This is a genomic window from Mycobacterium sp. SA01, assembly GCF_041287105.1.
In the GTDB taxonomy this organism is placed as follows: Bacteria; Actinomycetota; Actinomycetes; order Mycobacteriales; family Mycobacteriaceae; genus Mycobacterium.
Map to the genome: position 1 here is coordinate 106,010 of NZ_JBGGNO010000015.1, position 24,883 is coordinate 130,892.

21 protein-coding genes are annotated in these 24,883 nt (G+C 68.8%); 7 read left to right on the top strand and 14 right to left on the bottom strand.

The genetic code is table 11. The features are described 5' to 3' along the window. Window positions 1-83: 83 nt before the first annotated feature. On the top strand, window positions 84-866 hold the full coding sequence (locus AB4879_RS06955) for a crotonase/enoyl-CoA hydratase family protein (protein WP_083117445.1): 783 nt from the start codon (window positions 84-86) through the stop codon (window positions 864-866). A gap of 1 nt (window position 867) precedes the next feature. Here AB4879_RS06955 and AB4879_RS06960 read toward each other — a convergent pair whose 3' ends face one another. The 3 genes from AB4879_RS06960 to AB4879_RS06970 are packed head-to-tail and all read right to left on the bottom strand — an operon-like array spanning window position 868 to window position 3,925. Continuing rightward, window positions 868-1,917, bottom strand: a complete 1,050-nt coding sequence (locus AB4879_RS06960; protein ID WP_370507009.1) for an acyl-CoA dehydrogenase family protein — start codon at window positions 1,915-1,917, stop codon at window positions 868-870. Next, window positions 1,914-3,077: an acyl-CoA dehydrogenase family protein gene (locus tag AB4879_RS06965; RefSeq protein ID WP_370507010.1), complete on the bottom strand. Its 1,164-nt coding sequence runs from the start codon at window positions 3,075-3,077 to the stop codon at window positions 1,914-1,916. Before AB4879_RS06965 ends, AB4879_RS06960 begins: the two co-directional genes overlap by 4 nt. Before the next feature lie 5 nt (window positions 3,078-3,082). Next, complete coding sequence (locus tag AB4879_RS06970) at window positions 3,083-3,925, bottom strand: PaaI family thioesterase (RefSeq protein ID WP_370507011.1); 843 nt, start codon at window positions 3,923-3,925, stop codon at window positions 3,083-3,085. A 274-nt stretch (window positions 3,926-4,199) separates the two neighbouring features. Between AB4879_RS06970 and AB4879_RS06975 the strand changes: the two genes are divergently transcribed. Then, complete coding sequence (locus AB4879_RS06975) at window positions 4,200-6,713, top strand: hypothetical protein (RefSeq protein WP_370507012.1); 2,514 nt, start codon at window positions 4,200-4,202, stop codon at window positions 6,711-6,713. A 52-nt stretch (window positions 6,714-6,765) separates the two neighbouring features. On the opposite strand, the gene AB4879_RS06980 is transcribed toward AB4879_RS06975, so the two are convergent. Together AB4879_RS06980 and AB4879_RS06985 are read right to left on the bottom strand one after the other, a co-directional pair. Then, on the bottom strand, window positions 6,766-7,395 hold the full coding sequence (locus AB4879_RS06980; RefSeq protein WP_370507013.1) for a TetR/AcrR family transcriptional regulator: 630 nt from the start codon (window positions 7,393-7,395) through the stop codon (window positions 6,766-6,768). Next, window positions 7,396-7,533, bottom strand: coding sequence for a hypothetical protein (locus tag AB4879_RS06985; RefSeq protein WP_199189913.1), 138 nt, complete (start codon window positions 7,531-7,533; stop codon window positions 7,396-7,398). Window positions 7,534-7,795: 262 nt separating this feature from the next. Between AB4879_RS06985 and AB4879_RS06990 the strand changes: the two genes are divergently transcribed. Both AB4879_RS06990 and AB4879_RS06995 read left to right on the top strand, forming a co-directional pair. Continuing rightward, window positions 7,796-9,625: an acyl-CoA dehydrogenase gene (locus tag AB4879_RS06990; RefSeq protein WP_102807809.1), complete on the top strand. Its 1,830-nt coding sequence runs from the start codon at window positions 7,796-7,798 to the stop codon at window positions 9,623-9,625. 53 nt (window positions 9,626-9,678) lie between these two features. Then, complete coding sequence (locus tag AB4879_RS06995; protein WP_102807808.1) at window positions 9,679-10,137, top strand: MaoC family dehydratase; 459 nt, start codon at window positions 9,679-9,681, stop codon at window positions 10,135-10,137. A 57-nt stretch (window positions 10,138-10,194) separates the two neighbouring features. Here AB4879_RS06995 and AB4879_RS07000 read toward each other — a convergent pair whose 3' ends face one another. Continuing rightward, window positions 10,195-11,667 carry an aldehyde dehydrogenase gene (locus AB4879_RS07000; protein WP_370507014.1) on the bottom strand — a complete coding sequence of 491 codons (1,473 nt, stop codon included), beginning with the start codon at window positions 11,665-11,667 and terminating at the stop codon, window positions 10,195-10,197. A 41-nt stretch (window positions 11,668-11,708) separates the two neighbouring features. Continuing rightward, window positions 11,709-12,485 carry a class I SAM-dependent methyltransferase gene (locus tag AB4879_RS07005; protein WP_370507015.1) on the bottom strand — a complete coding sequence of 259 codons (777 nt, stop codon included), beginning with the start codon at window positions 12,483-12,485 and terminating at the stop codon, window positions 11,709-11,711. Between the two features lie 123 nt (window positions 12,486-12,608). On the opposite strand from AB4879_RS07005, the gene AB4879_RS07010 reads away from it, so the two are divergent. Continuing rightward, the gene (locus tag AB4879_RS07010) at window positions 12,609-13,766 is read left to right on the top strand and encodes a glycosyltransferase family 4 protein (protein WP_370507016.1); all 1,158 of its coding nucleotides are present in this window, start codon (window positions 12,609-12,611) and stop codon (window positions 13,764-13,766) included. Window positions 13,767-13,857: 91 nt separating this feature from the next. On the opposite strand, the gene AB4879_RS07015 is transcribed toward AB4879_RS07010, so the two are convergent. The 7 genes from AB4879_RS07015 to AB4879_RS07045 all read right to left on the bottom strand — a co-directional run bounded on the left by AB4879_RS07015 (window position 13,858) and on the right by AB4879_RS07045 (window position 22,175). Further along, a complete protein-coding gene (locus AB4879_RS07015) occupies window positions 13,858-14,403 on the bottom strand; it encodes a TetR/AcrR family transcriptional regulator (protein WP_370507017.1) in 546 nt (181 codons plus the stop codon). Further along, the gene (locus tag AB4879_RS07020; RefSeq protein WP_370507018.1) at window positions 14,387-14,833 is read right to left on the bottom strand and encodes an SRPBCC family protein; all 447 of its coding nucleotides are present in this window, start codon (window positions 14,831-14,833) and stop codon (window positions 14,387-14,389) included. Before AB4879_RS07020 ends, AB4879_RS07015 begins: the two co-directional genes overlap by 17 nt. A 33-nt stretch (window positions 14,834-14,866) precedes the next feature. Then, window positions 14,867-16,561: a diol dehydratase reactivase ATPase-like domain-containing protein gene (locus AB4879_RS07025; protein WP_370507120.1), complete on the bottom strand. Its 1,695-nt coding sequence runs from the start codon at window positions 16,559-16,561 to the stop codon at window positions 14,867-14,869. Between the two features lie 2 nt (window positions 16,562-16,563). After that, the gene (locus tag AB4879_RS07030) at window positions 16,564-16,899 is read right to left on the bottom strand and encodes a diol dehydratase small subunit (RefSeq protein ID WP_102807801.1); all 336 of its coding nucleotides are present in this window, start codon (window positions 16,897-16,899) and stop codon (window positions 16,564-16,566) included. After that, the gene (locus AB4879_RS07035; protein ID WP_102807800.1) at window positions 16,896-19,115 is read right to left on the bottom strand and encodes a propanediol/glycerol family dehydratase large subunit; all 2,220 of its coding nucleotides are present in this window, start codon (window positions 19,113-19,115) and stop codon (window positions 16,896-16,898) included. Before AB4879_RS07035 ends, AB4879_RS07030 begins: the two co-directional genes overlap by 4 nt. Before the next feature lie 118 nt (window positions 19,116-19,233). Then, on the bottom strand, window positions 19,234-20,979 hold the full coding sequence (locus AB4879_RS07040) for a hypothetical protein (RefSeq protein ID WP_370507019.1): 1,746 nt from the start codon (window positions 20,977-20,979) through the stop codon (window positions 19,234-19,236). Further along, complete coding sequence (locus AB4879_RS07045) at window positions 20,976-22,175, bottom strand: DUF3068 domain-containing protein (RefSeq protein ID WP_370507020.1); 1,200 nt, start codon at window positions 22,173-22,175, stop codon at window positions 20,976-20,978. Before AB4879_RS07045 ends, AB4879_RS07040 begins: the two co-directional genes overlap by 4 nt. 170 nt (window positions 22,176-22,345) lie before the next feature. On the opposite strand from AB4879_RS07045, the gene AB4879_RS07050 reads away from it, so the two are divergent. Both AB4879_RS07050 and AB4879_RS07055 read left to right on the top strand, forming a co-directional pair. Then, window positions 22,346-23,524: an acyltransferase family protein gene (locus AB4879_RS07050; protein ID WP_370507021.1), complete on the top strand. Its 1,179-nt coding sequence runs from the start codon at window positions 22,346-22,348 to the stop codon at window positions 23,522-23,524. 33 nt (window positions 23,525-23,557) lie between these two features. Then, complete coding sequence (locus AB4879_RS07055; protein WP_370507022.1) at window positions 23,558-24,883, top strand: glycosyltransferase; 1,326 nt, start codon at window positions 23,558-23,560, stop codon at window positions 24,881-24,883.

Below are 24,883 nucleotides of genomic sequence, written 5' to 3' on the forward strand. Positions count from 1 at the left end.
TCCTAGGAATTGGAACGTGTTCTAGTTTTCTATGCTACCGGGCTCGCGACTCGCGTCGTACCTCGATAGTTACCATTCCGGACGTGACTGAAAACGCCGTTACCGAAGAGCCCGCCGTCCTCACCGAGCGCCGCGGCCGAATTCTGATCATCACCATCAACCGGCCCAAGGCCAAGAACGCCGTGAATGCCGCGGTCAGCAATGGTCTGGCCGCCGCGATGGACGAGCTCGACGACGACGCCGGACTGTCGGTCGGCATCGTCACCGGGGCCGGCGGTTCGTTCTGCGCAGGGATGGACCTCAAGGCGTTCGCCCGAGGAGAGAACGTGGTGGCCGAGGGTCGCGGCCTGGGCTTCACCGAGCGCCCGCCGCTCAAGCCGCTGATCGCCGCGGTCGAGGGGTACGCGCTGGCCGGCGGGACGGAGCTGGCGCTGGCCACCGACCTGATCGTGGCGGCCAACGACTCGGCGTTCGGCATCCCGGAGGTCAAGCGGGGCCTGGTGGCCGGCGGCGGCGGATTGCTGCGCCTGCCGCAGCGCATCCCGTATCAGATCGCGATGGAGCTGGCGCTGACCGGCGAGAATCTGTCCGCGGTACGTGCCCACGAGCTGGGTCTGGTCAACGCGCTGGCCGAGCCGGGCCACGCGCTCGATGCGGCGATCGAGCTGGCGGAGCGGATCACCGTCAACGGCCCGCTGGCGGTGGCCGCCACCAAGCGGATCATCACCGAGTCGCGCGGCTGGTCGCCTGAAGAGCAGTGGAAGAAGCAGGCGAAGATCATGATGCCGGTGTTCGGGTCGAAGGACGCCCAGGAAGGCGCGATCGCGTTCGCCGAGAAGCGGGCCCCGAACTGGACGGGCAGCTGAGTCAGACCGCGCCGACGACGAAGTCCCACGGGTCGTTGCCGGAGGCCAGCGCCATCCGGCCCAACTTCCGTGCATGCCAGGCGGTGTCACCGAATTCGTCGATCCAGCTGCGGGCTCGCATCGTCGCCAGCCACAAGCGGTGCTCGATCGTCACGCCGATGGCACCGTGCAGCTGGTGGGCGGCGGTGACCACGCTCGGCACCACCCGGCCCAGCACCACCTTGGCGACGGTGACGGCGTAATCGGCTTGGGCGCTGTCGAATCCGTGAACGGCCACGGCGGCGACGGCCAGCTCGGTGGCCGCGCGCGCCCGTTCCACCTCACCTGCCATCGAGGCCAGCGTGTGTTGAACCGCCTGAAACGCGCTCAACGGACGGCCGAACTGCACCCGCTCCCGAGTGTGTGCCACCGAGGACTCGACCGCGGCGTCCAGCGCGCCGAGCGCCTGGATGCAGCGCGCCCAGGCGCCGCGCCGCGCCAGCTCCTCGGCGGCTCCCTCGACGGTGACGAACCCCTCGGCGGGCACGGCGATGGTGTCGCGTGGTTCACCGCCCAGGTTGTGCCCGGTCGCGGTGGTCGCGGGCTCGGTGATCGCCACCGAGAGTGCGGCGCCGTCGCGTACGGCCACCACCACCGCGTCGGCGGAGCCCGCATACGGAACGCCGCTGATGCTCGTCGCCCCGGCCGGGCCGATCGCGATCGTCAGCGGCCCCTCGCCGGGGACCTCGAGCCCGGCCCTCGCGGCCAACCAGGCCGCCAGCACATCGGTTTCAGCGATCGGGACGGTGACGGCATGGCGGGCCAGCGCCCGTAGCACAACCGCGGATTCGGTTGGGCCACCGCCTGATTCGGGATCGCTGGTCAGACGGGTCAGGCCGGCGTCCTGCAGATGCCGCCATGCGGCGGTGTCGACGTCGTCCGGCAGGCCGCGTCGGCCGATCCGCTCGTCGAAGGAGCGGACCCCGATATCCTCCGCCAGCTGGCGCAGGTCAACCAATTCATCTGTGCCGCTGGTGGTTACGAAGACACCACCGATCAACGCCCGCGTCATCTCAGCCCCATTCCGCGGGCCACCACACCACGCAGCACCTCGTTGGTTCCGCCGCGCAGGGTGAACAACGGCGCGTGCAGCCGTGCCACATTCAGCAGCGCGGCCACCCGGTCGCGATCCGGTAAGTCGGTCGCGGCGTAGCCGAACAGGTCGGCCGCCAATTCCACCGACTCCTGCTCGAAGCGGGTGCCCAGGTCCTTGACCAGAGCGGCCTCGTTGACCGGTGACTGACCGGCGGCCAGCGCCCTGGCCACCGACACCGACAGCTGCCGCAACGAGATCACCCGGGCCAGCAAGTCGCCGACGGCCGCGGCGGCGTGGTCGTCGAGATCGTCCTGGCCGGCCAGCAGGCGCACCAGTGCCGTCAGTAGCGCAGCGGTGCTCAGGATGCGTTCTGGGCCGCTGCGTTCGAAGGACAGTTCGGCGGTGACCTGATGCCAGCCGTTGCCGATCTCGCCGAGCAGGTTGTCGTCGCTGATGAACACCTCGTCGAAGGTCACCTCGTTGAAATGGTGTTCGCCCGACATGATCACGATGGGACTGATCGTGATCCCCGCGCTGTCTGCCGGCACGATGAACTGGCTGAAGCCGGCGTGGCGACGGTCGGGGTCGACCGGGCTGGTGCGGGCCAGCACCACGATCTGGTGGGCCAGGTGCGCTCCGCTGGTCCACACCTTGGTGCCCGACAGCAACCAGCCACCGTCGGTCTTGGTCGCCTTGGCGGCCGAGGCGGCCAGGTCCGAGCCGGCCTGCGGCTCGCTCATGCCGATCGCGGAGAAGTATTGCCCAGCAGCAATTCTGGGTAGTAACCGTTGCCGTTGCTCTTCGGAGCCGTAGGCCAGCAGCCCGGGTGCGACCTGTCGGTCGGCGATCCAATGCGCAGCCACCGGCGCACCGACGGCCAGCAGCTCTTCGGTCACCACATAGCGATGCAGGTGGCTCAGTCCCTGCCCGCCGTACTCGCGCGGAATGGTCAGGCCGAGGAATCCCGCCGCACCGAGACGGGCGCTGAACGCCTCGTCCCAGCTCGACAGCCACGCGTCGACGGTTGGCTGCCAACCGAATTCGTCGCGGTCGGCGGCCAGGAACGTCCGGATCGAGGCCCGCAAGCGGGCCAGCTCGGGCTCATTGGCGCACAGCGCCCCGAAGTCGTCGGTCATGGTGCTCACCGGTAGCCCGTGACACGCGCCAGGATGGCCACCTTGCCATCAGCACCGACAGCCTGGGCGTCGCCGACCGCGGAATTGCGCCCGACCCGCAGTGCGGTTCCCTCGTAACGGGATTGGTCGCCGGCGAAGAACGGGCGCAGGAAGTTCACCCGCAGCGATGCGGTGCGCAGCGGTTCGGCCTGCCCATGGTTGATCGCCGCAGACGCCGCGAGTTCCAGCCCGGCGCTGCTGACCCCGCCGTGGACGATCCCGATCAGGTTGTTGATGATCGGATCCGGCCGCTGGTCCAGCCGGTAGGTGCCATCCTCGTCCGGCCGTGGGTCGGCGGACATCAACTGCGCCAGCGTCGTCTGCGGTGTGCGCGCCAGGGTGTCCGGTCCCCGTTGGATCGGTGCATCGGGGCCACCGGTGATGGCGACCGTGCGCACGGTGCCGCCGCCGATCGTGGTGCCGCGGTGGCTCAGCGTGCAGATGGACAACAGCGTCGCACCGTGCGGTCCGAGCGGGCGACTGCTCGCCACGACCGGTTCGTCCGGCGCGGCCTGCAGGCTGTCGATCCCGTCGGGGCTGAGTTCGACGGAGAGCTCGCTCGAGACCGTCCACTGACCGGCGCCGCGGCGATAGAAGTTGGCCCGGCCGCCGACATCGTCGACCAGGATGGCCAGCGGACCGATCGTCGGCATCTGAGTGAACGGGTTGGTCAACCGGCCCACCGGCATCGAGGCGACGACCGTGAACTCGGTGAAGTTCTCGTCGAGCGTCTCGATGCCGAACCGGGTGATGACACTTTCCGGCGTCTCCGGGTCCTGCATGCCGGTCGTTCGGTCGGGCGTCGTCACCCTCGTATTCCAGCATCAGCGGCCGTCGTGGTGCGCAGGCAGGTCCGCGCAGTTCGGGTTGGACGGCGGAATTGCGGATGATGGCGCGCTGAACTCCGGGTGTGCGGATGGCGAAATATCGCGCGGCACAGGTCTTTGTCGAGGTGTCGGAAGCCGGAGAATCGCCGCCGGTCCCGGCAAAACTCCGAAATACGCCCTGTGCCGGTGAGCTTTCGGTAACTTCCCTGTAACGGGCGGGGGCACGGGGTTCTCGCATGAAACGGCGAGGAATCACATGACTGTGCGCAATCTGTCGCAGAGCACCGACCACACCGATCCGTCATCGTCCGGATACGGCCGCTGGGTAGGCCGGGTGGGCGTGCTTGCGGTCGCTCTCGGTGTCGGTGCGGCGTCGGCAGCCCTGCCGGTGGCCGCGGCGGATACCGGCGGTGCGGGCGGCTCCAGCGGTTCGGGTTCGGGGCGATCCTCGACCGGTTCGTCCCACGCAAGCGGGGACTCGTCGAGCAAGGGCTCCTCGAAGGCAGGCACAGGGCGCAGTGCCCCGCGGAGCCGAGCCGCAGCCAAGCCGTCGACCTCGACGGGCGGTTCTGACTCGACACCGGATGTCAAGGACGATGCCCCGGCGGCCGCAGCCAAGCCCGCCGGCGCGACCGAATCCCCCAGCGCCGCAGCCAAGCCGACGGCGCCCGCTGCCAAGACGGCCGGGGTGGCGTCGCCCGGAGCGGCCGCGATGGCCGCGCTGGCCGGCAACCCGATCACTGACTTCATCCGGATGTACGTCGGCAACGGCACCGCCGACCATCCCAACGCGGGCATCCTCTTCGGAAACGGCTACAGCTTCACCTCGGACTCGTGCACCGGCACCACCGCGTGCAACGGCGGCAACGCGGGTCTGTTCGGTACCGGCGGCAACGGTTTCAACGGCGGTAACGGCGGTGCGGCCGGCTGGTTCGGCACCGGCGGTAACGGCGGAGCGGGCGTGGCCACCGTCAACGGTGGCAAGGGCGGCAACGGCGGTGCCGGTGGCCTGATCACCGGCAGCGGCGGCGACGGCGGCGCGGGCCTGGACGGCAGCGGCGCCGACGGCGGCGACGGCGGCAGCGTCGGTGGATTGTCGATCAGCGGCAGCGGCGGCTTCGGCGGCGCGGGCGGATCCGGTGTGACCGGGACAACCGGCGGCACCGGCGCGGGCGGCGGCAAGGGTGAGGCCGGTGGCAATGGTGGCGCCGGCGGCAAGGGCAGCATGATCTTCGGCTCGGGCGGCGGCGGCGGTGCGGGCGGCAAGGGCGGCACCGGTGGCACCGGCGGCACGGGTGTCGACGGCGTCGATGGTGTCAGCGCAGCCGGTGACGGTGGTGCCGGCGGCGAAGGCGGTGTCGGCGGTGTCGGCGGCGCGGGCGGCGCGGGCGGATTCCTCTTCATTTTCGGTTCCAGCGGTGCGACCGGCAGCGGCGGGGTCGGTGGCACCGGCGGCACGGGCGGTGTCGGTGGTGCCGGCAAGGGCGTGCTGGCCGACGGGTCGACGCAAGCCGGCGGTAACGGCGGCTCGGGCGGCAAGGGCGGAACCGGAACTGACGGTGCGGCGTTCGGCACGGGCGGTGTCGGAGGCGCCGGCGGTGCCGGTGCGAGTGACGGCGTCGGAGCCACCGGCGGCAAGGGCGGTTCGGGCGGCAAGGGTGCTGTGGGCACCGCGGCTGCGGCCGGCCTCGGTGGTGGCGGCGGCGGTGGCGGTGGCGGCGCCCACGTCGAGGGCCTCAATGGTGGCGCGGCGGCGGGTACCGCCACCGGCGGTGCGGGCGGTGCCGGCGGCGACGCGACCACCGTGGCGGGAGTCGCGGGCGGCAAGGGCGGCGGCGCCAGCATTGTCGCGGACGGTGTGCTGAGTTCGGCCACCGGTACCGCCACCGGCGGTGCCGGTGGTAAGAGCGGTCCCGGGGGTGCCCAGGGCGGCGCCGGTGGTGCCGCGGGAATCCAGTCCGGCACGAACGGCACCGCTTCGGGAAGTGCCAAGGGCGGCAGCGGCGGTGACGCCACCGGCGCGGACAGCGTTGGCGGCAACGGCGGTTCGGCTCAGCTGCAAGCAGGCATCGTCGGGACCAACGCCGGTGTGGTAAACGGCTTCTCCACCGGCGGCAACGGTGGGGCGGCCAGCGCCGGTGGCACCGGCGGCGCGGGTGGTGACTCCTCGGTCACAGCCGCAGGTCTCATCGGTTCCGCTATCGGCATCACGTCCACCGGCGGCAATGGCGGCGCCTCCAGCGTCAACGGCAAGGCCGGCGGCGACGGTGGTTCCTCGGAGGTAATCGGGCTCAACGGCACGATCACCGGCGGCTCGGCGATCGCAGGCAATGGTGGTGCCACCAAGGGCGCTCTCGGTGGTGACGGTGGGTTCGCCACGCTCACGGCAAGCGACGCGGCTGCCGCGGGCACCGCGATCGTCAACGGCACGTCGACCGGCGGCAACGGCGGCGACGGCGGTGCCAATGGCACCGGCACGAACGCTGCGGCCGGTGGCGCCGGCGGCACCGGTGGCAACAGCACCTTCCAGCTGTCCGGTGGCCAGACGTCGACCGACGGGGTCAATGCGGGCGGTAGCGGTGGCGCCGGTGGCAAGGGCACCAACTCCGGCACCGGCGGCACCGGAATCGGTGGTGTCGGCGGTAACGGCGGCAACGGTGGCAACAACTCAGGCGTCCTGGGCGTGGGCACCGCGGGCACCGCCGGTGGCGATGCGCAGGCCAATGGCACGCCGGGCACGGCGGGGACCAACGGCACTGACAACCCCTGATCTCTGTTGGAAACCAACGGGCACAGCCATTTCGGCTGTGCCCGTTGGCCATTCAGGGGTTCAGGGTCGGCACACCGAACTTCGTCACGAATTCCTTTGCCTTGATCAGGAATTCCATCTGGGCGGCGACGTCATGAAGGGGCTGCAGGCTGCGCACCGAGCGGCACAGCACCACTGCACCTTCCATCGCGGACAGGGTGGTGTCGGCCAATGCACTGGCGTCGGCGGCGTCGAAGCCTTCCCGTAGGTAGGCCTGCTTGGACGCCTCGCGCCAGCGGCTGAAGATCTCACCGGCGACTGCGGTGAGCTGTTGTTCGTCCTCGCCGGATCCGATGGCCGCGGCCAGCACCGGACAGCCGGCGGTGTAGTCGCTGGTGATCAGGGCGTCTTCCCAGAGTTGTACATAGCGGCGCAGAAGCACCCCGGCGTTCTCGCATGCCGCCTCATCGATGGCGGTCGTGATCGCGTAGCCGGCGTATTCCAGTGCCTCGCGCAGGATCTGGCTTCGCCCCTCGGGGAAATGGTGATAGACCGAACCGCGCGGCGCACCGCTGCGGGCCAGCACCTCGTCGATCGTCACGCCGGCGGCGCCGCGTTCACGCAGCATCTCGGCGGCACTCACCAGCATCTTGGTGCGGGTGGAGCCGCGGCTCTTTCGATCGGGTGTCGGGGTCCGGGTCATTCAGGCGGCGGGGGTTTGACGGAAATGGCTACCCCGCCACGCCAGCGCCCGAGCTCCGCGACCGAACAGCTGACGGCGCTTGTCGGGTACGTGGCGCGTGAACCGGTGGCCGGCGATGTTCAGCTCGATCAGCCACATATCTCTCTCCTTGCGGGGTAGGTCTGGAGACCAACTCCATAACTATGGTTATGACCATAAGTTAAGAACGGGGTGAGCGCAACATAGAGCCTGACGCCGACGTTAACAGCAGGCAAACAGCCAGATAGGCCGCACTACCGAGGGTCCGGACGTGCACTTATATGGTCCAGACCATATTTCAGGACGCTGGATGAACACCCTGATCAGTGCAGGTGAACCGAGCTAGGCTCGGGCTCAGCCGGCGATGAGGAGGACGCACGCGATGAGCCACTACAAGAGCAATGTCCGCGACCTCGAGTTCAATCTCTTCGAGTTCCTTGATGTGGAGAAGGCTCTCGACGCCTATCCCGACCTGGACGGGGATTCGATCCGGGAGATGCTGGCCGAGGCAGCCCGGCTGGCCGAGGGGCCGGTCGCCGAATCGTTCGCCGAGACCGACCGTCATCCGCCCACATTTGACCCCGGTACCCATGCGGTGTCGTTGCCCGAGCCGTTCTGCACGTCGATGCGGGCCTGGCAGCAGGGGGAGTGGTTCCGCATCGGGCTGTCCGAGGAGGTGGGCGGCGTCCCGGCGCCTGCGATGGTCACCTGGGCGATCGACGAACTCGTGCTCGGGGCCAATCCCGCGGTGTTCATGTACATGGCCGGGCCGATCATGGCCAACATCCTGTTCCACATCGGCAACGAGCAGCAGCGGCACTGGGCCGCCCTGGCAGCCGAACGCAACTGGTGCGCCACCATGGTGCTGACCGAGCCGGACGCCGGCTCCGACGTGGGTGCGGGCCGCACCAAGGCGGTCGACGCCGGCGACGGGACCTGGCACATCGAAGGCGTCAAACGGTTCATCACCAACGGTGACACCGGCGACTTCTTCGAGAACATCCTTCATCTGGTGCTGGCCCGCCCGGAAGGCGCCGGCCCCGGCACCAAGGGCCTGAGTCTCTTCCTGGTGCCCAAGTTCCTGCTCGATCCCGAGACCGGCGAGCCGGGCGAGCGCAATGGCGCGTTCGTCACCAACCTCGAACACAAGATGGGGCTGAAGGCCTCGGCCACCACCGAACTCAGCCTGGGCCTGAACGGTAAGCCGGCGATCGGCTGGCTGGTGGGCGATGTGCACAACGGCATAGCCCAGATGTTCAAGGTCATCGAGTACGCACGAATGTTCGTGGGCACCAAGGCGATTGCGACGCTGTCCACCGGTTACCTGAATGCGCTGGAGTATGCCAAGACCAGGGTGCAGGGCGCCGACCTGACCCAGATGACCGACAAGACGGCACCTCGGGTGACGATCATCCATCACCCCGACGTGCGACGTGCCCTGATGACGCAGAAGGCATACGCCGAAGGGCTGCGCGCGCTCTACCTCTACACCGCGGCACACCAGGATCCCGCGGTGGCACAGATCGTTTCGGGTGCCGACGCCTCGATGGCCGAGCGGGTCAACGATCTGCTGTTGCCGATCGTCAAGGGTGTCGGCTCCGAACGCGCCTACCAGTGCCTGACCGAGTCGCTGCAGACGTTCGGCGGATCCGGCTTCCTGCAGGACTACCCGATCGAGCAGTACATCCGCGACGCCAAGATCGACTCGCTCTACGAGGGCACCACCGCGATCCAGGCCCAGGACTTCTTCTTCCGCAAGATCGCCCGGGACCAGGGTGGGGCACTGGGGCATGTCGTCACCCAGATCGAGAAGTTCATCGACAGCCCCGACCCGCGGCCCGAGCTGGCCGCCGCGCGCGCATCGCTGACCGACGCGCTGGACAACGTGCGCGCGGTCGCGACCGTGATGACCGGTTATCTGCTGGGGGCGCAGGAGGATGCTCGCGAGCTCTACCGGGTGGGACTGGAATCGGTCGGCTTCCTCCTCGCCGTCGGCGACCTGCTGATCGGCTGGTTCCTGTTGCGCCAGGCCGAGATCGCGCTACACGCACTCGACGGCGACCCGGATCCGCGTGAGCAGGATTTCTACCGCGGCAAGGTGGCGGTGGCGAAGTTCTTCGCAGGCAACGTGCTGCCGCGGCTGGCCGCCGAGCGGAAGGTCGCGGAGTCGATCGACGTGTCGATCATGGACCTGCCCGAAGAGGCCTTCTGAGCGTCGGTCAAGATGGCGAGACCAACCGGTGGGATTGACGAGGAAGGGACCCCATGAAGGTGATCACGTCCATCGACGACGCGGCGTCCGCGGTCGGCGAGGAGCTCGGCGTCAGCGAGTGGCTGCAGATCGATCAGAAGCGCATCAATGACTTCGCCGACGCGACCGGGGATCATCAGTGGATCCACGTGGATGTGGAGAAGGCCAAAGCCGAAAGCCCTTATGGCACACCGATTGCGCACGGTTTCCTGACCCTGTCGCTGATCCCGGCGCTGTCCAAGGACAACTTCCGCATCGAGAACGCGAAGATGGCGATCAACTACGGACTCAACAAGGTTCGGTTCGTGGCGGCCGTCCCGGTGGACAGCAGCATCCGGGTGCGGTCCGAACTCGTCGGCGCCGACAAGGTCGACGACAACACCGTCAACCTGACCGTCAAGCACACCATCGAGATCGACGGTGTCGACAAGCCCGCCGCCGTCGCCGAGATGATCGTCCGCGCGCTGTTCTGACCAGACACGAAAAAGCCCCGACACGCTCGCGCGTGCGGGGCTTCTTCGTGTGACCGGCTATTCGGGGGTGTACCCGAACGGCAGCAGCACGCTCTTGGCCTGGGTGTACGCCTCGATACCCTCGGGCCCGTTCTCCCGGCCGATGCCGGAGTTCTTGTAGCCACCGAACGGCGAACCCGGATCGAACGCGTACATGTTGACCGCGTAGGTACCCGTGCGGATCTGGGCGGCGATCTTCATCGCCTTGTCGTTGTCGGTGGTGTAGACCGAACCGGCCAGACCGTAGACGGAGTCGTTCGCGATGCGGACGGCATCCTCTTCGGTCTCGTAGGGGATCACCGCCAGGACGGGTCCGAAGATCTCCTCCTGCGCGATCGTCATCGAGTTGTCGACATCGGCGAAGACCGTCGGCTGCACGAACCAGCCGCCGTCGAGCCCCTCGGGACGCTCACCGCCGGTGACCAGCCGGGCGCCTTCTTCGACACCCTTCTTGATGTAGCCCTCGACCCGCTCGCGTTGCTTCTCGCTGATCAGTGGGCCGATCATCGCGCCCGGGTTGTCGGGCAGCCCGATCGGCATGGCCGCGACGGCGGCGGACAACTTCTCGACGACCTCGTCGTAACGCGACCGCGGCGCCAGGATGCGGGTCTGGCCGACACAGGCCTGCCCGCAGTTCATCAGTCCGGAGAAGACCAGCATCGGCAACGTCGAATCCAGGTCGGCGTCCTCGAGGATGATCGCGGCCGACTTGCCGCCCAGCTCCAAGGTGCACGGCTTGAGCTTCTCGGCGGCGATCTTGGCGATCTCCTTGCCGACGCCGCTGGACCCGGTGAAGGTGAACTTGTCGATCTCGGGGTTGGCGGTCAGGGCGCGGCCGGTTTCAGGGCCGCCGGGCACCACCGAGAGCACACCCTCCGGCAGGCCGGCTTCGGCGAAGACGTCGGCCATCGCGAACAGCGACAGCGGGGTCTCCGCGGCCGGCTTCACGACGATGGTGCAGCCGGCCAGCAGCGCGGGGCCGAGCTTGTTGGCGGCCAGGAAGAACGGGACGTTCCACGCGGTGACGGCGGCGACCACGCCGATCGGCTCGCGCAGCACCATCGTGGTGCCGTAGACGCCGTCGCGGAAGTCGCGCCAGGTGAACTTGTCGGCGGCACCGGCGAAGTACTGGAACGACGACATCGCGGCGCCGTACTGCATCATGTCGACGATCGTCGGCGGCTGGCCGGTCTCGGCGGCCAGCAGGAACTTGAACTCCTCGGCGCGCTCTTCGAGGATCTTGACGGCGCGGCCCAGGATCTCGCCGCGCTCGGTGGGCGACATCTTCGGCCACGGGCCCTCGTCGAACGCCTTGCGGGCGGCGGCGCAGGCGGCGTCGACATCGGCCTTGGCAGCCAGCGGCACCTTGCCCACCAGTTCGCCGGTGGCAGGGGAGTGCACTTCGATGACCTCGGAGGTGGACGGCTCGGTCCACTTGCCGCCAATGAACAGCTTGTCCCACTCGGTTCTGAAAGCCGTGCTCTGTGTCATGACCGTCACACTACCTATTGGAGACAGAAACTAGAACCTGTTCATTTCGGGCGAATCGGCGGCTGCAGCACCAGCACCAGGTTGCTCACCAGGAACTCCCGTACGCCGGCCAGTCCGGTCAGCCCCCACGCCCATCGCGGGTGGTAACGCGGGAATGCCGCGACCAGCGTTCCGGTTCCGGCCGCCCAGCGCAGGCCCGCGGCCGCGGAGACGGCGAACAGCGACGACCCGTAGTTGTTCTTGGGCGGGTGGCCGTGCTTGCGGGTGTAGCGGGCCGCCGCCCGGGCTCCGCCCAGGTAGTGCGTGAGGCCCATCTCGTGGCCGCCGAACGGCCCCAGCCAGACGGTGTACGACAGGATCGCCAGACCGCCGGGCCGGGTCACCCGCAGCATCTCCGCCCCGAGCTGCCACGGGCGCGGCACATGCTCGGCGACATTCGACGACAGGCACACGTCGACACTGCCGTCGGCGAACGGCAGGGCCATCCCGGATGCCCGGACGAAGGAGCCCGGCCCGGCCTGCCGGACGTGCTCGGCGGCGTGCATCTCACTCGGATCCGGTTCGACGCCGACATAGCTCCAGCCCGATCGGGTGAACGCGGTGGCGAAGTAGCCCGGCCCGCCGCCGACGTCGACGAGCGTGTGTCCGGCCACCGGACCGTTGGCGGCCTGCCACAGGTCGGTCACCATCTCCGCGGTGTCGGTGGCCAGGGCGCCGTAGAAGCGGGCGGGGTCGGACTGTTCGTACCGGAATTCACTGAGCAGCCGCGTCGATCTGCCCAGCGTCGCGCGACGGGCGAACAGGTCGGTGACGGCCATCGGGCCCACCTTAGTCAGCTCGAAATTCACCCTCGCCAGAGTTGAAACTCACGCTGCGCAGAAAAAGTTCGAGGTGCAGAGCTGCAAAAAGTGAAACTCGACTGGCGGTCTAGGCTGGCGTTGATGTCCACACCCGTTCGCTCCGTCCTGCTGTTGTGCTGGCGGGACACCGGCCACCCGCAGGGCGGCGGCAGCGAAACCTACGTCCAGCGCATCGGCTCGCTGCTGGCCGAATCCGGCATGGACGTCACTCTGCGCACCGCCCGGTATCGCGGTGCACCCCGTCGCGAGCTCGTCGACGGTGTGCGGGTCAGCCGCGGCGGCGGGCCCTACAGCGTGTACATCTGGGCGGGGCTGGCCATGGTGGCCGCCCGGCTCGGCCTAGGACCGCTGCGCGCCGTGCGCCCCGACGTCGTGATCGACACCCAGAACGGGGTGCCCTTCCTGGCCCGGCTCGCCTTCGGCCGCCGGGTCGCCGTCCTGGTGCACCACTGCCACCGTGAACAGTGGCCGGTGGCCGGTCGCTTCTTCGGCCGCGTTGGCTGGCTGGTCGAATCGTGGCTCTCGCCGCGCATGCACCGGCACAACCAGTACGTCACAGTCTCCCTGCCGTCGGCCCGCGATCTGTCCGATCTCGGCGTCGATACCGCGCGGATCGCCGTGGTGCGCAACGGTCTCGACGACGCTCCGCCGGACACCCTGACCGCACAACGGTCGTCGACGCCCCGGGTCGTGGTGTTGTCACGGCTGGTGCCGCACAAGCAGATCGAGGACGCGTTGGATGCGGTGGCGGCGTTGCGGCCCCGGGTCGACGGCCTGCACCTGGACATCGTGGGCGGTGGCTGGTGGCACGACCGACTGGTGGAGCGGGCCGAGAACCTCGGCATCTCCGATGCCGTCACGTTCCACGGCCACGTCGATGACCACACCAAACACGCTGTCGTGCAACGGTCCTGGGTGCATGTGCTGCCGTCACGCAAGGAAGGTTGGGGCCTGGCCGTCATCGAGGCCGCCCAGCACGGTGTGCCGACCATCGGCTACCGGTCCTCGGGTGGTCTCACCGACTCGGTCATCGACGGGGTCACCGGCGTGCTGGCCGACGATCACCACGACCTGGTGGATCGCCTGGAACGCCTGCTGACTGACCACGTTCTGCGCGACGAGCTGGGCGCGAAGGCCACGGCGCGCAGCCGGGACTTCTCCTGGCAGCAGAGTGCCGATGCCATGCGCACGGTCCTGGAGTCGGTGCACACCGGCGGCCGGGTCAGCGGCGTCATCTAGCACGAGATCGACGTCAGGGCTGCGATTGTGCCCAAATAACGACCGTGGCGTCGATTTCGGTGATGCTCAGGCCCGTTGCGGCCAAAGCCGATTAGCGCGCGGTGTTTTCGAGTGAGCCGATCAGCTCGGCGAAACGCCGGGCCGCCGCGTCGACGCCGGCGTCGTCGTCGGTGCCGGCCAAGTCGAGCAGCAGGCCGCGCATGACCGCCAGCCCCAATCGGGCGAGCGTGGGGTCGTCCGCGGATCGTGTCACCGTGAGCCAGCGATCGACCGCGCCGGGCAGCATCGTCGCGAACGGTGATTCCCCCTGGGCCCCACGGGCATAGCATTCGAAGAACAGTCGCTCGAGCGCTCTCAGTTCGGGCCTGCGCAGATGCTCCCACATCTCGGCGAACCCCGTGCCGCCCGCTGCCATCAGCTCACGCAACAGCGCCATCTGCCTGCGTTCCACCTCGTCGACGATCGCCAACAGCAGCTCGTCGCGGGATCCGAAGTGGTGCAATAACATTCGGTGGCTGGTTCCCACCGCGTCGGCGAGTTCACGCAGCGCGCGTCCACCGACACCGTTCTCGGCGCAGTCGGCGACCAGGGCGTCGAGCAGTTCCGTGCGCCGTCGCAGATCAGGCGTTCGAACCACGAAGCTTCCGCAAGCCCTCGCAGCGCGCCTTCAACCCCTGCGCTTCCATCGCCAGGTAACGCCGCGTCATCCGCTGCATCAGCACTCCGACTATCGCTCCGACCACTCCGCGCTGGGCGAGGTCCTGTCGCACCAGTGTTCCGCCGCCGGCAGCCGGCAGCACCTCGTGTCGTGCCGAGGTCAGCCCGCCGGGTGACCGCTGCACCCACGTCCACGATGTACCCGGCTCGATGTCCGTGACCGTCCAGATCAGCCGGGGCATCCGCGGTTGGGTGATCTCGAAGCGGCGCCCGACCGCGAGTTGTGCGCCGTCCAGGCCGTGCAGTCGGGTGACCGATGCGGTCCAGTCCGGCCAGTGCTCGACATCGGTGAACACCTCCCACACCAGATCTGCGGGTGCATCGATCGCGACGCTGCTGGAACTGAGCATGTACCAGATGGTACATCTTTAAGGCGGAGCAGCTCAACCGCCTTCGGCGTGAAGGTGGACCAGCCCGGAGGCGACGGCATAGCGCGGCCCATGTGTGCCGTCGACGTTGGCCCGGCCGACGGCCACCGGAACGGAGCGCAGCGACTCGCCGACCGTCCGCAACAGTTCGTCGTCCAGCGCGCCGCCACCGGCCAGCACCAGCGCGACCGGCGGCTCGTCGAAAGCCTTCAGGCAGCGTGCGATGTTGGCGGCCACGGTCTGCTGCTTGACCGCCAACCGCAGGCTGCGCCACTCCTCGGCGGCCAGCCGGTTGGAGAACGGGACCAGCCCGGCGTTGCCACGGGTGCACAACCGGCCGATCGCCTCGGGCGGGGCAGGAGCGTCCAGAAACACCCGGCGGCCGTCCTCCTCGTGAGCGATGTGCGGCCCCTCCACCCGGATTGCCGGTGAACGCTTGATCTGCTCGGCCAGTGCCCGCGGCACTCCGAGGGTTGCCGCGACCGCGGTGGTGATGGCCTCGCCGGCACCGGCAGCGACCACTTCCTGGTCCGCGCCGATCAGGTCGATGGTCCCGCCGCCGATATCGCAGACGATCGACCCCGGCGGGAGATGGGGAGTGGTGTGGGCACCGCGCGCGGCCGCCCGCGGTTCCGACGCGATGGTCCGAGCCGGGCGACCGCACAGCTCCGCCAGGGTGGCGGCTGCGTCGGCCACCTCGTCAGCGGCCAGCAGCGCGACCACCGTGCCGCTGGTCTCCGCGACCCCGCGGCGCAGCCACGCGCCGTCGTCGATGGCCTTCAAACTGGTCAAGTAGGCGTCGTCGACCGCGATTCCGGACGCGGCCGAGGCCACGGCGGCCAGGCGCACCGCCACCACGGTGCCGGGCGGCCGGACCCGCAGCAGGCTTTCGGCCTCGGCCGGCGAATAGCGCCGCACGACGCCGTCGACGCGACAGTCCGCGTAGTCCCCGTCGGCGGACGGCGGCTCGGGCTCTCCGTCACGCAGAGTCACCGCGATGGCCGGTGAATCCGCCAATTCGCGGGTGAACTCGGCGATCTGGTGAATGTGCTCGTGCGCCACCCCCAGCGCCGCCGACAGCGCCAGCGGATCGGCCAGCGCCCGATACGACCGCCCTTGCGCCACCACCTCGATCGCGACCGGCGCGCCCGGTCGCAAACCGCCGAGCTCGACTTCGTCGACAACCGGGATGCCTGCGGGTATCCGGTTGGCGATCAGCACGGCCTCGTCACGCTCGACGATCACCCCTGCGATGTGCCATCCGCGCTGGACGGCGTCGCTGATCTGCCGTGCCGCGACCTCGAAATCGACTGTTGCGCCGACCGATACGATCGCTGGCCGGGCGGCCACGGAACCGATGACATCGGCCAGCGGTACGTGCACGCCCACGGCCGATCCCGCCCCTGCCGGCGTGCTGGCGCTGGGCCTGCGCAGGCTTCGCACCGGGCAGTGCGGTGGCGTCGGTGGCGGCAGTGGTGCGGTGGCGGTGTCCACCGGACGCAATACCGACAGCACCACCTCGTCGACTCTGCACTCTGCCTGCACCTCGAGTTTGTGCAACAGCGCCGCCGCGCCGGCCAGGGATTCCCGAGATCCCTTGCGACCCCGGGTCGGTGCCTGTCCGTGGCATACGGGTTCCACTGAGCCAGACGAAGTCCGGGCGACGACGATCTCGGTGGTGTGGTTTCCGACGTCGATTCCGGCCACCACGCTCAACGCAGCAGACCCCTGCGCTGGTAGACCGCCGCAGCGTGACGCACCAGCTCCGCACACCGGGCCGCGCCGCGCGCCTCCAGATCGGCCACGAGTGCGTTCAGCTCCGGCGCCGTCGACCGGTGCGGGCGCAACGCCTCGTAGAGCTTCATCACCTCGTCGTCACCCATCGTCGCCAATTCGGCTGCGCGAAGGAAGTTCTCGGCCAGTTGCGGGTTACCGCCCGCCGCGGCGACGTCCGCCTGATGAACCAATGCCGACGGCTCCATTCGGAGATCTGCCAGCGTGAGCTTGCCGTCGACGGCGGCCGCCACGGTGAATCGGTCCTCGGTCATGCTCGCCTCGCTTCGACGGTCACGGGTGATTCGCCCGGTTCGCACGCTTCGCGCTCCAGGGCCACGAGCGCCACTGCCCTGGCGTGATAGCGCGCCGAAATGGACTCGTCGGTCCCGCCGGTGAAGATGGGTACCGGCGCCATGCCCTTGGCGTGGCGGGCGGCGTTCTTGCCCAGCTGGCGGTACATGTCCGCGTCCAACAGCGGTGCCACACTGAACAGCTCGAGATTCGCCAGCGGCGCCAGATCCCGCCGGTGGATCAGAGCAGTACCCTTGCCCTGCAAGCCGATTCCGATCCCGGATCCGGACAGCTTGGCAGCGGTCAATCCGATCAGCCCGACGTCGATGGTCGATCGCACCCGGACCAGCCGGGCCACGCAACCTTCCTCTTCCAGCCCCGCTTCGATCTGCCGGAGGACCTCACCGACGGTCAGCCCGCACAGGGTCAGCCACACGCTGCACCCCAGTGCCGGCGACAAACCGATGCACACCTCGCGCGGATCGCTGCCCTGCCTGGCGGTCTCGACCGGGGTGAACGTGATGTGACCGTGGTGGTCGGCCTGATCGGCGGTCAGCTCCGCCGTCGTCCGGGCTTGCCGGATGTCGTCGATCTCCGCTCGCCGCTGATCGGACAAGGCATAACCCGTTCCCGGGCCGGCATAGTCGTTCGGGTCGGTGAGCTTGGACAGCACGTTGAAGTCCTGATCGAAGATGGCCGATGTCTGCAGCTGGTCGCCGCGCAATCGTTCGGCGGTCAGGCGCATGATCGACTCGGCTTCCGGCTCGAAGCCGGTGCGGTGCAGCGCGGCCACGACGTCGAACACCGTCAGCTGGCGAGCCTCGATCGCGGCCGCCGCCTCGGCGACCATCTTCGGATGCCCGGCGGGCAGGTCGCGAGATCCGTTGGCCACCACCACCTCGTCGACGCGGGCATCGTCGTAGTCGGCAAGGCCGAGATCCCGGTAGACCGCTTGCACCGCCGTGGCCGCCCGCCGGCGCACTCGCGCCAGGTGCTCGGCCGATACCGTCCGCAGTCCGCCGTCGGCACCCCAGTCCCGCTGCAGCACCAGGAAGTCGTCCATGTCGTCGGAGTTGAAGTTCGACAGCGCAAAAGCGTTGTCGTAGCGGGGAATCGAGCCGAATCCGGAGAAGATGAAGTCCGCCCCGGCGAGCAGGACGGGCAGGGTGTGGGCGCTGCGACGAATGTCCGACTCCGAGATCAGGTTGTCGTTGCCTGCGCAGGACTCGAGGTCGCGCAGCATCACCATCAGGTTCTCGGCCAGCAGTTCTTTCATGCCCTCCGGGACTGAGGCCACCACACCGACACCGTCGATCCCGCCGTTCTGCACGCCCTGCGACCCGAGCGCGCGGGCCAGCGACACACACCGGGACTCCAGATACAGGATCGAACACTTCTCGGCCGCACCCATCAGAACTTCGGCACCGCCACCGCTGGTCACCCGCATCTTCAGCCCGCGGGAGGCGTAGGCCGAGGTGAGAATGGCCTTCGAGAAGGGAGTGTCGTCACCGTCGACGAACACCTGCTCGGTTCCGTAGATCGAGATGGTCTCGGCGTAACTGGTCAGGCCGCGCAGGCCCAGCCGCAGCTCCAGGGCTTCTTCGATCGAACACTGAGCGAGCGCCCCCGGAACACCGACCTGGCTGCCGATCAGCAACGCGACGGCGTTCGACGGGGCATCGCCGAGCACCGGCACCGTCGTCTCGACTTCCCGAAAGCCATAGGCCACCGCGCTGGCCGCGTCGGCGGCGATCAGCAGCGGATCGTCGAGCTGGTTGGTGACGTGCGCCTGATTGCTCGGGGTACGTCGGGCGCGCATCTTGGCCATCGCCATCTGCATCTCGACCGGCGTCATCACCGCGACCACTCTGGCCAGCTTGGCCGGCGTGGTGCCGCCGATCAGACGCACCACCTCGGAGCGCGGCACATTGACGTCGACGGCCATCCTGGCCAGTGCGACGTCGTCGAGCGCCATCGCTTCACCGGCCGTCTCGAGGTCGATCCCGTGCCGGGCGATGAACTCGTCGATGACGTCGAAGTCGCTCGCGGATTTTCCGTCCAACTCGACCACGACACCGTCGCGCACCACCAGAGACGGTGCGGGGTCGTGCGGGCTGTGCATCGCGGCCAGGCCGAGAGTCGGGTCGGCCACGCTGAAGCCGTCCAGGTTGACCGCTTTCGCGTCGAGTATCCGCATCCGGCCCTGGTCGAGATCTTCAGGGCGGGAAAGAACCTCGTCGTCACGTCCAGCCATACTCTCTGTCATCCTCGTTCCGCTTCGCGAATCGCTTTGTCCTCGAATACGATACGGGCGATCAGGGCGCCGCGTCGGGGGTCGCCGAACTTGACCTGCGCCGCCGGCGCGCGGCGCTGAACACAGCCACCGCCCCCGCGGCGCCCAGCGTCAGCAGCCATACCAGGTGGGCCACGAACACCGCGAGCCGCGCTGCGGGTGTCGCACCGACGCTCACCCCCCCGACGCGGTACAGCGCGAGCTCGCCGTCGCGGTAGGCCACCGGCAGCTGCGCCAGGGTCCGCTGTGCGTTGCCGATCGTGCCTGCGCTGCCCGATTCGATGACCACCCAGCCCACCCCGGCACCGGCGAGCGCCTCGGGGGAACCGCCGGCCAGCAGCATCCGCTGGACATCGCGGGCATGGCCGCCCTCACCGGGGACCTTGTGCCCGGAGATCGTCAGGTCACCGGTGGCCAACACCTCGGCGCGGACCCAGCGCGGCAACGGATCGAGCACCGGTGCCGCACCGGCCCACGCGAACTGGCGCATGCTGTCGGCGGGCAGCACGGCGACGTCGGCCGGGTCGGCGTCGATCAAGCCGGCCACCACCGCCCAACCCTGCGGATAGCGCACCGGCGTCACCTTGCCCCAGGCGCCGAAGGCCAGATCGGGCAGCACGGCGATGAGCGCCACGACCCCCATCACCGCGGTGGCGCCGGGCCGGAGCCGGCCCCGCAACGTCACCACCGCTGCCGCCGCGGCGACCGCATAGCCGGGCATCGCCAGCGCCACCCACTTCTGCCCGTCGCGCAGGATCCCGACCGCGGGCACCGCTTCCACCACGTCACGCAGCACCGCCAGCCCCGGTCCGGTGGCCGCTGCGGCGGGCAGCAGCACGCCGACCGCGGCGAGTGCCAGCAGCGGCAGCACGGACCGGCGACGCAGTACCGCGGGCAACCCGATGGCCACGATGCCCACCAGCACCAGGGTTGCGGGCAGCGCGAAAAGCATTGTGCGAGAAGAGGGAACAGCCTCGGCGTTCCAGATTCCGCCGAGTCCCGCCAGGCTGCCGAGGGTACCCAGGCCCGGCTCCGCCCGAGCCGCGAACGCCGTCACACCCGGGGACGGCGACGAGCCGAGCCCGCCGCCCAACGCCGACGCCATCAGCCACGGTGACGCCGCGAGCACCGCGGTCGTCAGCACCCCGACCGCGCACCATGGCCGCGACGCCCCCGTCCCGGGAACCGCGACACACACCAGCGCCACCACAGCGGCCAGTAACAGCCCGGTCGGTGTCAGCCCGGCCAGCGCGATCCAGAACACCACCGCCGCCCACCGAGCCACGGTCGCCTCATCCCGCACCCGAATCACCGCGGCAGCCACCCACGGCAGGCAGCCGTACCCGACCAACAAGCTCCAGTGCCCTTGGAGCAGCCGCTCCGCGACGTAGGGGTTCCATACCGCGAGCGTCGCCGCGATCAGCTGCCCGGGCATTCCGGCATCCGGGACCAGCTCGGCGGCCAACCGTCCGGCTCCCCAGCCGGCCAGGAAAATCCCGGCGACCAGCAGCGCCTTCACCAGCACGCCGCCGTCGAGCACCGGCGTCAAAGCGGCGATGAGGAAGTCCTGCGGGAGTGCGCGGGGCGCTGATTCGGACAAACCCAGCGCCGCATCGGAGAAATACGACCGCGGCGTGGACACCGCATCGCGCAACAACAGATAGCCGGGCGCCAGCAGCGGCGCGGTGACCGCGAGAGCCAACAGGAGTGCGTAGCCCGGCACCACCCACCGGACGGCCCGGTGCGCCCGGGTCACGGGAGTGCTCACCGTTGCGGCGGCGGAGGCTCCAGGTCCGGTCTGGCCGCGGGCAGCTTCTCGGTGGCCGCCTCGGCGGCCGGCATCGGTCCGGTTTCGTCCTTGCCGAAGAAGCCATGGTCGGCGGTGTCCAGGCCGGGGTCGATCAGAGCCGACTCGGCACGCAGGCTGAACGTGCCCAGCAGCGCCCCGCCCACGAGTGCCACCAGACCGGCGGCGGTGAAGCTGATCGGCAGCACCCGCGACCACAGTCCCACCCGGTCGCGCTCATCGCGGGCGGAGGCCACCCGGGACTCGATGGTCTGCTCGGTGGAGGTGACCTTGTAATCGGCCAGTTCCATCTCCGGGCGCAGCGCATCGCGGGCGTAGTAGTGGTTGGCGTGCTCGGTGGACTTCACGATCACGCCGGTCACCGGGTCGACCCAGAAGGTGCGCTGCGCGGCGTAATAGCGGGTCATGGTGACCGGCTCCTCCGGCGGCCCGGGCAGACCCCACAGCTCGGCCCGCGCGGTCACCTCGCCGTCCTCGTTCTTGTCATAGAGCGAGGCGTACTTGATCGGGTCGACCAGCTTGCCGTCGGCGTCGTAGCCGACGTTCTGGGTGAAGCGGTAGGTGGTCAGCCCGTTGACGTCTTCCTGGCCGTCGTAGTTGGCGTCGAAGGCCTTCTGCGCGATCGGGTCGAAGAACGGATAGGTCTTCTTCTCGGTGCCGAACGGGAACCGGTAGGCCAGGCCGTCATGAGGAAGCGCAATGTTGGTCGGCGGCTTGTTGTCCTCGATACTCCGCGGCTTCTGCACCGACCCGCCCGGATGGGTGTCGTCGGACACCGCCATCGCGGTGCTGCGGTTGACGGTCACGGTGTCGACCATGGCCAGCAGCAGGCCGTTGTCCTGTTGCTTGTCGCTGCGTCGCACGCTGGTGCCCGCTTGCAGCGTCACCACGTCGGCGTTGGCCGGCGACTCGACGGTGATCTGCTGCTGGGAAACCAGCGGCACGTTCTTGTCCACGACGAACTTCTCACCCATCAACGACGCCGGGTCCAGCGCACTACCCGTGCCGTCGCTGACCAGAGTCTCGTCGATGTTCAGCGGGATCTTCTTGATCTTGCTGGAGGTGTAGGTCGTCAACAGCAACGCGGCGATCAGGAGGGCGGCTCCGAGCCCGATGATGCCGAATGCCGCGATACGCACCATGCCTGCGCGATTCACGCTGCCGTGGCCTCCTCACTGCCGATCGTGCCGCACCCCGCCTGACGGCGAAGCAAACCTGTTCGACCCTAACAGCCCAGCCCAAGGCACCGGTTCATTAGGAGGTCGCCACCGCAGGCCAGGTGTACCCACTTTCGCGAACCACCCCATTCCGGCGCACACTGGCTCCCATGACGTCGGACGCGCAGGGGGTCGGGGGCACCCGCGGCTTCCTCCCCGCCGTGGAGGGCATGCGCGCGTGCGCCGCCATGGGAGTGGTGCTCACCCACGTCGCATTTCAGACCGGCACCACCGGCGCCGTGGTCGGACGCCTGCTGCATCGCTTCGACCTGGCCGTCGCGGTGTTCTTCGCGCTCTCCGGCTTCCTGTTGTGGCGCGGGCACGCCGCCGCGGCCCGCGGACTGCGCCGTCGCCCACCCACCGGGCATTACCTGCGTTCGCGGCTGGTGCGCATCATGCCCGGATATGTGGTGGCGGTCGTCATCATCCTGACGCTGCTGCCGGAGGCCAACCACGCAAGCTTCACGGTGTGGTGGGCCAACCTGACGCTGACCCAGGTTTACGTCCCGCTCACGTTGACCGCCGGACTGACCCAGATGTGGAGCCTGTCGGTCGAGGTCAGCTTCTATCTGGCGTTGCCGATCCTGGCCTTCGCGGCGCGCCGGCTGCCGGTGCGGGCCCGGGTCCCGGTGATCGCGGCGATCGCGCTGGCCAGCCTCGGCTGGGGTCTGCTGCCGATTCACACGGTGCAGGGGGTCAACTTCCTGAACTGGCCGCCGGCCTACGCCTCCTGGTTCGCCGCGGGCATGCTGCTGGCGGAGTGGACGGTCAGCCCGCTGGGGTGGGCGCACAAGCTGGCCCGGAACCGCTGGGCCATCACCGGTATCGCACTGGCGGCCTATCTGATCTCAGCCTCACCGCTGGCCGGTCCGAAGGACCTGGTTCCCGCCACACTGGGGCAGTTCGTGATCCGCACCTCGATGGGGGCCATCGTCGCCGGTGCGCTGCTGGCGCCGCTGGTGCTCGACAGGCCCGACACCCGGCACCCGATTCTGGGCAGCCGGTTCATGGTCACCCTGGGCCGGTGGTCCTACGGGTTGTTCGTCTGGCACCTGGCCGCGCTGGTGATGGTGTTCCCGATGGTCGGCCGGTTCATGTTCAACGGCAACCTGCTCGTGACACTGGTGCTGACGCTGGTGCTGGGCTTCGCGATGGCGGCGGTCAGCTATGCCCTGATCGAATCGCCGTGCCGGAATGCCCTGCGGCGCTGGGAGTATCGCGAGAAGGCTCCGGTTCCGCCGCTGGACAGTTCGGTCGATGATGCGCCGGAGCCCGTGATTGCGCGATGATCTTTGCCTGACCCGATGTCTGAAGGGATCGCCATGGCTGCTGAACCATTGACCATCATGTTCTGGCCCGAGTCGGCCTACGGCCCGACGAACCAGTGCATCGGTCTGGCGGCCATCCTGCGTGGGCGCGGCCACCGGATTGTGTTCGCCGCCGAAAGTTCGTGGGCGGGCAAGCTCGCACCGCTGGGCTTCGTCGAAGAACTGGTCGATCTGGCCGAACCCGTCGACGGCGCGGCCGACGAGGATCCCGGCAAGTTCTGGACGGACTTCATCGCCGAGACCGCCCCGGAGTTTCGCAAGCCGACTGTTTCGCAGCTCGAAACCTTCATCCAGCCGACCTATCAGGCGCTGATCGACGGCGCCAAATACTGTGAGCCGCGACTGCGGGAGATCGTCGCCCGACACCAGCCCGACGTGATCGTCGAGGACAACGTGGTGCTGTTCCCGGCGTTGGTGAGCGCAGGTGCACCGTTCGTCCGGATCGTGTCGTGCAGCCCGCTCGAAGTGCCGGGACCGAATGTGCCGCCGCCATTTTCCGGGCTGCCCAGTGCCGACCCCACGCAGTGGGACACCTACCGGGCCGAGTTCGACCGCACCCACCGTGCGATGTGGTCCGACTTCAACGCGTGGGTTCAGCGCCACGGTGCCGACCCGCTGCCGGATCTGGAGTTCATGCCGCGCGACAACGCCGCCAATCTCTACGTCTACCCGGCCGAGGCCGACTACCTCGACGCACGTCCGCTCGACGACAGCTGGACGCGGATGGACTCCAGCGTCCGCGAGACCGACGCGGAGTATGAGCTGCCCGCGTCGGTCGCCGACCGTCCGGACGCCAGCGCGCTGATCTACCTGTCGCTGGGATCGTTGGGCGGCGCCGACGTCGAACTCATGCAGCGCCTGGTCGACGTGCTGGGCAAGACCGAGCATCGGTACATCGTCAGCAAGGGTCCGCAGGCGGATCGGATCACGTTGGCCGACAACATGGTCGGCGAGCAGATGCTGCCGCAGACCAAGGTCATCCCGCAGGTCGATCTGGTCATCTCGCATGGCGGCAACAACACGGTGACCGAGGCCCTGCACTTCGGCAAGCCGCTGATCGTGCTGCCGCTGTTCTGGGACCAGTATGAAAATGCCCAGCGCATCGACGAACTCGGCTTCGGCGCTCGACTCGACACGTATGCCTTTCGCGACGAGGAGCTCATCGCGGCCGTGGACAGGATCCTCGCCGACACCGAGCTCCGAAACCGGCTGTCTGGAATAGGCGAGTCGATCCGGGCCCGAGACGGTCTGCGTGTCGGGGCCGACGTGATCGAGCAGGTGGGACTGCAGCATCGGAACCGCGACAGCGCGTCAGGCTGA

Bases quoted from the DNA above. Each gene is read 5' to 3' on its own strand.
- AB4879_RS06960 (WP_370507009.1), bottom strand. From the start codon at position 1,917: ATGACGCGGGCGTTGATCGGTGGTGTCTTCGTAACCACCAGCGGCACA.
- AB4879_RS06965 (WP_370507010.1), bottom strand. From the start codon at position 3,077: ATGACCGACGACTTCGGGGCGCTGTGCGCCAATGAGCCCGAGCTGGCC.
- AB4879_RS06975 (WP_370507012.1), top strand. From the start codon at position 4,200: ATGACTGTGCGCAATCTGTCGCAGAGCACCGACCACACCGATCCGTCA.
- AB4879_RS06980 (WP_370507013.1), bottom strand. From the start codon at position 7,395: ATGACCCGGACCCCGACACCCGATCGAAAGAGCCGCGGCTCCACCCGC.
- AB4879_RS06985 (WP_199189913.1), bottom strand. From the start codon at position 7,533: ATGTGGCTGATCGAGCTGAACATCGCCGGCCACCGGTTCACGCGCCAC.
- AB4879_RS06990 (WP_102807809.1), top strand. From the start codon at position 7,796: ATGAGCCACTACAAGAGCAATGTCCGCGACCTCGAGTTCAATCTCTTC.
- AB4879_RS06995 (WP_102807808.1), top strand. From the start codon at position 9,679: ATGAAGGTGATCACGTCCATCGACGACGCGGCGTCCGCGGTCGGCGAG.
- AB4879_RS07000 (WP_370507014.1), bottom strand. From the start codon at position 11,667: ATGACACAGAGCACGGCTTTCAGAACCGAGTGGGACAAGCTGTTCATT.
- AB4879_RS07005 (WP_370507015.1), bottom strand. From the start codon at position 12,485: ATGGCCGTCACCGACCTGTTCGCCCGTCGCGCGACGCTGGGCAGATCG.
- AB4879_RS07010 (WP_370507016.1), top strand. From the start codon at position 12,609: ATGTCCACACCCGTTCGCTCCGTCCTGCTGTTGTGCTGGCGGGACACC.
- AB4879_RS07020 (WP_370507018.1), bottom strand. From the start codon at position 14,833: ATGCTCAGTTCCAGCAGCGTCGCGATCGATGCACCCGCAGATCTGGTG.
- AB4879_RS07030 (WP_102807801.1), bottom strand. From the start codon at position 16,899: ATGACCGAGGACCGATTCACCGTGGCGGCCGCCGTCGACGGCAAGCTC.
- AB4879_RS07035 (WP_102807800.1), bottom strand. From the start codon at position 19,115: ATGCGGATACTCGACGCGAAAGCGGTCAACCTGGACGGCTTCAGCGTG.
- AB4879_RS07050 (WP_370507021.1), top strand. From the start codon at position 22,346: ATGACGTCGGACGCGCAGGGGGTCGGGGGCACCCGCGGCTTCCTCCCC.
- AB4879_RS07055 (WP_370507022.1), top strand. From the start codon at position 23,558: ATGGCTGCTGAACCATTGACCATCATGTTCTGGCCCGAGTCGGCCTAC.